The organism is Acrocarpospora macrocephala (assembly GCF_009687865.1).
In the GTDB taxonomy this organism is placed as follows: domain Bacteria; phylum Actinomycetota; class Actinomycetes; order Streptosporangiales; family Streptosporangiaceae; genus Acrocarpospora; species Acrocarpospora macrocephala.
Window position 1 is genome coordinate 23,618 of the sequence record NZ_BLAE01000102.1, and the last position, 6,877, is coordinate 30,494.

The window sequence follows — 6,877 nt, forward strand, 5'->3', positions numbered from 1 at the left end:
GCTGGTATTCGGCTTCCGCTGTCATCGACAACACGCTAGTGTGTTCGAGTCGTGACGGTGAGTGGCTACGTGCGGCTGGTGTGGAGAGGGGGCCGGGTGAGGCTTCGCTACAACTACCGGCTCTACCCCGACGCCTCCCAGCGTCAGACGCTGGCGCGGTTGTTCGGCTGTGTCCGGGTGGTGTGGAATGACGCGCTGGCGAAGCGCAAGGCCGCGCGTAAGGCTGGACTGCCCTGGATCGGCGGTGGAGATCTGCAGAAGATCTGTATCACCGCGGCGAAACGGACTCCGGAGCGGGAGTGGCTGGGTGAGGTGTCCCCGGTCCCGTTGCAGCAGTCGCTGCGTGACCTGGACCAGGCATACCGGAATTTCTTCGACTCGGTCAGCGGGAAACGACGCGGTCCGCGGATGGGGTTGCCGGTGTTCAAGTCGCGCCGGGATCGGCGTCAGTCGGCCCGGTTCACTCGCACCGCCTTCCGCCTTCCCGGTGACGGGACGCTTTACCTGGCCAAGATCGGGAAGGTCGAGGTGCGCTGGTCGCGTGAGCTGCCGGCGGCGCCGTCGTCGGTCACGGTCATTCAGGATGCGGCGGGCCGCTATTTCGCCTCGTTCGTGATCGAGGTCCAGGACGCCGGGCAGGTGCTGCCCAACGCAGAGGCCGAGATCGGCATCGATCTGGGGTTGACCCATTATGCGGTCTTGTCGGACGGCACGAAGATCGCCAATCCGCGGTGGCTGCGCCGCCGCGCCAGACGGCTGGCCCGGCTGCAGCGGGCGCTGTCGCGCAAACAGAAGGGATCAAAGAATCGGGAGAGGGCGCGGATCGCGGTGGCCCGCCAGCACGCCAAGGTGGCCGACGCGCGTCGGGATTTCCTGCACCAGACCAGTACGGCGATCATCCGTGAGAACCAAACGGTGGTGATCGAGGATCTGGCGGTGCGGGGTCTGGTGCGCGGCCGGTTGGCCAAATCGGTCAGCGATGCGTCCTGGGGCGGGTTCCGTACGCTGCTGGGTGGGAAGGCGGCCCGCTATGGGCGGAGGCTCGTCACGGTGGGCCGCTGGTTCCCTTCCTCGCAGTTGTGCCCGTGCTGCGGCTGGCGGAACGGAAAGGTTCCGTTGGAGGTGCGGGAGTGGGATTGCCCATCCTGCGGGGAGCGTCACGACCGCGACCTCGCCGCCGCCTTGAACATCCTGGCCGAGGGCATCCGCCTGCGTGAGCAGGTGGCGGTGGCGTCCCCGGCCGGGGGAAGGCAGGACATGGTGGCCGCCGGGCTGGCGGACACCCGAAACGACTGTCGAGGGCGGGTAAGACCAGGTGAGGCAATTCCGACCCTGGCACCGCCCGCAACCTACGATGCTCAGGCGGCGTAGCAGAAGCAGTAAGAACTCCACGGCGACGTGGGGAGCCCCGGCGCCGGGACGGATGCCAATACCGATACTGACCCGCTTATGCTTCTCCAACGATGGTGCGTATACGTGTTTTGGGGCAGTTGACGGCCGAGGTGGCGGGGCATCCCGTCGATCTGGGGACGTCGCTTCAGCGTGCCGTTGTGGCACGGCTGGTCTCCGCTGCCGGACATATCGTCTCAACCGATCGATTCATCGACGATCTCTGGCAGGGCCAGGCGCCCCCGAAGGCGCTCGGCGCCCTGCAGGTCTACGTGTCCAACCTGCGCCGGGTCCTCGAACCCGGACGATTGCCGCGCACGCCTGCGACGGTCCTGGTCAGCGCGCCCCCGGGATACCGGCTCCAGCTGGACCACGACGCGGTCGACGCCTGGCGGTTCCCGCGCTTGATCGACGAGGCCGTACGGGTGCTCAACGCGGGCGAACCGGCGACCGCGATCAAGCGCATCGACGAGGCGCTCAGCCTGTGGACCGGGTCGCCTTACGCGGAATTCGCCGACGAGGAGTGGGCGGTCGCGGAGGCCGCCCAACTGGAAGAGCTGAAACTGGTCGCCGTCGAGTACCGCGCGGAGGCGGGGCTGGCGCTGGGCGGGCACGCGGCAGCCGTACCGGATTTGGAGCGGCATGTCGCCGCGCATCCGTTGCGGGAGAACGCGGTGCGGTTGCTGGCGCTTTCGTACTATCGCGCCGGGCGGCAAGGGGAGGCGCTCGCGGTCATCCGGCGGACCAGGGAGACGCTGGCCGACGAGCTGGGCGTGGATCCGGGGCCCGCTTTGCGTACCCTCGAGGGCGACATTCTCGCTCAGACCGAAACACTTCAGCTCACCCCTCCGCCCGTACGGCCAAAGCGTGCCGCGGCTCCCGCCGCCCCCGGAATCGTCGGGCGTACGGCCGAGCTTGCCCGCCTGACGACGGCGGCGAACCTGGCCAGGGGTGGTTTCCGGGTCGCCTGGCTGGGCGGGGACGCGGGCGCGGGCAAGAGCACGCTGGCCGAGGCGCTGGCGCGGCAGTTGGCGGCGGTGGGCTGGACGACGGCGGTCGGGCGCTGCCCGGAGACGCTGGGAGGCGTGCCGCCCGCGTGGGCGTGGAGCGAGGTATTGCGGCAGTTGTCCGGGGTTCGTCCCCTGACTCCGGAGCTCGCCCCCCGGCTGGCGCCGCTGCTGACCGACGACGCGCCGCCGGTCGGGCAGTTCTGGCTGGCCAGGGCGGTGGGGGATTTTCTCGACGAGGTGCCGGGGCCGCTGCTGATCGTGCTGGAGGACGTGCACCGGGCCGACGACGAGACCCTGCACCTGCTGCGCCACCTCGCGGTTCGGCTGGCCGAAACCCCGGTGCTGGTGCTGCTCACGCATCGGCCGACGGAAACCAATGACGATCTTATGGCGACGCGGGCGGCGCTGGCCGTACAGGCGGCGGAGAATCTGACGCTGAACGGGCTGGGCGTGGCGGATGTGGCCACGCTTGTCCGGGAACGTTCCGGAGTCGAGGTGGGGACGGCGACGATCGTCACGATCGCGGAGCGTACCGGGGGGAATCCGCTCTTTGTTAGCGAGATGGCGCGGCTGCTGGGAGCGGAAGGGGTTTCTGCGGCTTACCGGCTGCCGCCTGGGGTGCGGGATGTGATCCGGCGACGGCTGGCGCGGTTGCCGGCGACGGCGCAGACGACGCTGCGCAATGCGGCCGTGCTGGGGCGAGACGCCGACGCGGATGTGCTGATCGCGTTGCCGGAGGCGGACGAGGAGACCGTGCTCGACGGGCTGGAAGCGGGGGTGTTGTCCGGATTGCTCACCGAGCCCGCGCCGGGAAAGGTGAGGTTCGCGCATGTCCTGGTGCGCGAAACCCTTTATGAGGACATTCCCCGGTTGAGGCGCACCCGGCTGCATCAGAAAGTGCTCACCACCCTCGAATCGGTACGGCCAGGCGATGTGGGCGCTCTCGGTCATCATGCCCTCGCGGCGGCGACCCCGGCCACCGCGATTCGGGCAGCCGGATATGGATTGCGGGCCGCGGACAGGGCTTCCGGTCTGTACGCGCACCGCGAAGCGGTCACCCTGTTGAAGGGCGCGCTGGAGGCCCTCGACCAAGCCGCGGAGCCCGACGACGCGCTCACTTTGGACGTGATGTGCAGGTTGGTGTCGGCGCAGGCGCTGGCCGGGGACATCTCGGCGGCGGTGCGGGTGCGCGCCGAGGCGGTGGCGCTGGCCCGGCGGATGGGCGATCCGCAGGGACTCGCCCGGGCGGCGTGCCTCGACGCTCCCCTGATCTGGACGATTCGGGCGAGCGCCACCATGGAAACGGAGATGGTCGCCGCCATCCGGGAGTCGATTCCGTCGGCGGACCCGCCGCTCCGAGCCCGGCTGCTTGTCGCGCTATGTCACCAGTTGGAAGGACTTGACCATCCGGCTATCGAAGCCGCGAGCGCCGAGGCGATGCGGATCGCCCGTGACCTCGACGATCCTGTCCTGCTCTGTATGGCACTCAATGGACTGTATTGGGTGCTTGTCGTTCCGCTACGCCGTACCGAGCTGGCATCGGCGGGGCGCCAACTGCTGGAGGTGTCGGAGGCGCATGGTCTGCCCGGCTACCAAGCGCTCGGGCACTATTGCATGGTCATGGTGTCGCTGGGGAACTGCGACCGGGCACAGGCGCGCTGGCACGCCGAACAAGCCACCAAATACAGCACGAGCGGGCAACTCGGCCACATGCTGGCGATCGTCGCCATCCTCGACGCGCTCGACCTGGTCATAGCGGGCGAGTTCGACGCGGCCGAGGCGGCATACGGGACGCTCACCGACCGAATCGCCGAGACCGGCGGAATCAACGCAGCCGTTTTCGGAGCCGTGGCCCGGTTCGCGGTACGGCATCTGGCGGGGCGTGGCGGAGAATCGCTGCAGGAAGTCAACGACGTTCTCCACATTTATGGCGACGAGCTCCACGAGGTGTACATTCGCGCCCTGATCGCGGCGGGGCACGTGGACGAGGCCCGCGCCGCCTGGCGGCCCGACTACCCCACCAAGCCCGAGGTTTACTGGGCGTGCTTCACCGTCCTGCGCGCCGAAACGGCCATGATTCTCGGCAATCGCGAGGTCGCCGCGTGGTGCTATCGCGAACTCGGACAGCTGTCCGGGGAGATCGCGGGCCTGCACAGCGGCTCGGTCACCCTGGGTCCGATCGACCAGACCCTCGGCGAACTGGCCGAATACCTCAACGACCCAGCCGCCGCCCGGGCGCACTACACCTCAGCCGTTGAAACCGCCGATCGAGTCGGTTCCACCCACTTCGCCCGGCAGGCCCGCGAGGCACTGCACCGTCTGTGATCTTTCTTGCTCTTGGGGCAAGTTCGGACCACGGCGCGAGAGGCACGAGACCCCGATCGGGTGGCCGTGGTCCGGGGCATGGCCGTCTCCAGCCATCCCCGCCAGTCCGGGAGGGATCGCACGAGTCCCGGGGGCGGGGATGAGCTGTTGTGGTGAGGATCAACTCGTTGAGCCGAAGATGAGTTGCTGGCGGCGGCGGTGGCCGGGGCGGATCATCGCGATCATCAGGGTGATGATGGGGCCCGCTTTGGACCGGATATGAGCCAGTTCGGCTGGGGTCGCGTAGTGGGAGACCCAGGCGAGGTCGAACTTGATGCTGCCGCCTTTACGGATGGCCGTTTCGGCGCGTTCCCAGTCGGCGACGGTGACGTATTTCGTGATGACGGGGAAGATGCGGCGTTCCTCCTCTTCGATGTGTTCGTCGAGGAGTTCGGAGAGTTTGCGGATAGCGGCGGCCAAAGGGGCGATGTTGTCGCGGTTCGCGGCGAAAGCGCGCCCGGCGGATTCCATCTCGGCGAGCAGCGGATCGAGAGCCGAGTGGTCGTCCGACAGGTCGGTGAGGTCGACGGCGGCGCCGGCCGAGCGCTCGAGCAGCGGCCAGACGATCTCGTCCTCGCGGGTGTGATGCTGATGGATGGTGTGGCGGATCTGGCCGACGAAGTGCGCGATGGCGGTGGCTCGGGCGGGGGAGACGTCGGTGCGGCCTGCGCTGATCGCCTCGGTGAGGGCGACAAGACGGTGTAAGTCGCCACGCATCGCGCGGTGAATAATCCGGAGTCCGGTGAGATCTGGGGTCGTCATGGACCTACGGTGCGCCTGGCCGCTTAATGTCGACCTAGTGTCGACTTGGTGAAACGCGAGTGGCGTGTGTCATTGCCCGAAAATGACGGTGCTGGACGCTAGTTTGTCGAGCTATGGACAGTCGATGGGTGGGACCGGACGGATACGACATCGTGCCCGCGTTTCTCGACGGCCGCCAGGTGCTGCGTGTCCGGCGGAACGGCGAAGTGGTCGCCGACTGCCTCTCGGTCGAGGCCGTCGCCCGACATGTCGACCTTGCCGACCTATGCGAGGTCATTCCGCTGCCCCGCCGCGCCGCCGACCGCTGGGCCGCCGTTCCGTAGCCGCCACTGTTGCGTTGATTCCGAGAATCCGCAGGCCAACCCATCTAACGTCGAAGTATGCGCCTGCTCATCGCCCTCGCCGCCGCCTCTCTAGCCGCCGTCTCCTGCGGCGCTTCCACCCCATCAGGTACGCCTTCGGCAAGCGAGACCCCATCATCCAGTACGGCGACCGCCACCCCTCCTGAACCGATTTCCGCCACCCCGGTGGAGACGCCTCCGGCCACGGTCTACGTCTTCAACTCCTTCGGCGACGAGCAAGGCAGGCCCGATCAGCGGCCGGCCGATCTCGTGGTCTCGGAGTTCAGCTCGCTGAGCAAGTTGACGTGGCAGAACTGGGGGCCGGAGACCGCTGTCGGCTCCGGGAAGCTGAGCGGCAGCTGGTGCCTGCCGGAGTGCCTGGACAAACCGTATGACGCGACCGTGACGCTGAGCTCGATCAAGATGGCTCAGGGGCAGGCGTATTTCTCGAAATATGACATCCAAGTGGACCTGCCGGTGGCCCAGCAAGAGGGCGCCGATCTCAACGGAACCCTAGCCACTCCGTGACGCCGGGCGGGGTGCTGGTCGGGCGTGTCGGAGGGCGGATTTGATTTCGCATCCGTCGCGGCGGACGTGTATGGTTGCACCTGTCCGCGGCGCGCGAGCGACACGGATACCGCCCCTATAGCTCAGTCGGCAGAGCGTCTCCATGGTAAGGAGAAGGTCAACGGTTCGATTCCGTTTGGGGGCTCCCATCTAGCTGCACAGACAGGTCGCTTCTGATCATTCAGAGGCGACCTTTTGGCTCTTCCCCCAATCCCTTGTCCCGGAGAGGGCGACCGAGGGCTGCGTGGGTGAGCGATTACGGGACGGGTTCCCGTCGGCGTGGGTACTGCGGGGATGGCGAGGGCCGGGCGGAGCCTGGAGGAAACCAAAGGGCTGCGTGGGTGAGCGATTACGGCACGGGTCTCGCCGGTGTGGGTACCGCGGGGATGGAAGGGCCGGGCGGAGCCGAGGGGCCGGGCGGAGCCCGGGGGAAACCAAAGGGCT

Annotated in this window: 5 protein-coding genes and 1 tRNA gene; 5 read left to right on the forward strand and 1 reads right to left on the reverse strand. The window is 67.9% G+C overall.

Annotation, left to right across the window (positions count from 1 at the left end):
- Positions 1-96: 96 nt before the first annotated feature.
- Together Amac_RS50130 and Amac_RS50135 are read left to right on the forward strand one after the other, a co-directional pair.
- A complete protein-coding gene (locus Amac_RS50130; RefSeq protein ID WP_246269218.1) occupies positions 97-1,371 on the forward strand; it encodes an RNA-guided endonuclease InsQ/TnpB family protein in 1,275 nt (424 codons plus the stop codon).
- A gap of 92 nt (positions 1,372-1,463) precedes the next feature.
- Positions 1,464-4,724 carry an ATP-binding protein gene (locus tag Amac_RS50135; protein ID WP_155361495.1) on the forward strand — a complete coding sequence of 1,087 codons (3,261 nt, stop codon included), beginning with the start codon at positions 1,464-1,466 and terminating at the stop codon, positions 4,722-4,724.
- Between the two features lie 159 nt (positions 4,725-4,883).
- On the opposite strand, the gene Amac_RS50140 is transcribed toward Amac_RS50135, so the two are convergent.
- Positions 4,884-5,525: a hemerythrin domain-containing protein gene (locus Amac_RS50140; RefSeq protein WP_155361496.1), complete on the reverse strand. Its 642-nt coding sequence runs from the start codon at positions 5,523-5,525 to the stop codon at positions 4,884-4,886.
- Between the two features lie 128 nt (positions 5,526-5,653).
- Between Amac_RS50140 and Amac_RS50145 the strand changes: the two genes are divergently transcribed.
- The 3 genes from Amac_RS50145 to Amac_RS50155 all read left to right on the forward strand — a co-directional run bounded on the left by Amac_RS50145 (position 5,654) and on the right by Amac_RS50155 (position 6,578).
- Complete coding sequence (locus Amac_RS50145) at positions 5,654-5,848, forward strand: transposase (protein WP_246269219.1); 195 nt, start codon at positions 5,654-5,656, stop codon at positions 5,846-5,848.
- A gap of 57 nt (positions 5,849-5,905) precedes the next feature.
- Positions 5,906-6,394: a hypothetical protein gene (locus Amac_RS50150; protein WP_155361498.1), complete on the forward strand. Its 489-nt coding sequence runs from the start codon at positions 5,906-5,908 to the stop codon at positions 6,392-6,394.
- A gap of 111 nt (positions 6,395-6,505) precedes the next feature.
- Positions 6,506-6,578, forward strand: a tRNA-Thr gene (locus tag Amac_RS50155).
- The last annotated feature ends 299 nt before the right edge of the window (positions 6,579-6,877 follow it).

Coding starts and splice junctions, on each gene's coding strand:
- Amac_RS50135 (WP_155361495.1), top strand. CDS start 1,464: ATGGTGCGTATACGTGTTTTGGGGCAGTTGACGGCCGAGGTGGCGGGG.
- Amac_RS50140 (WP_155361496.1), bottom strand. CDS start 5,525: ATGACGACCCCAGATCTCACCGGACTCCGGATTATTCACCGCGCGATG.
- Amac_RS50150 (WP_155361498.1), top strand. CDS start 5,906: ATGCGCCTGCTCATCGCCCTCGCCGCCGCCTCTCTAGCCGCCGTCTCC.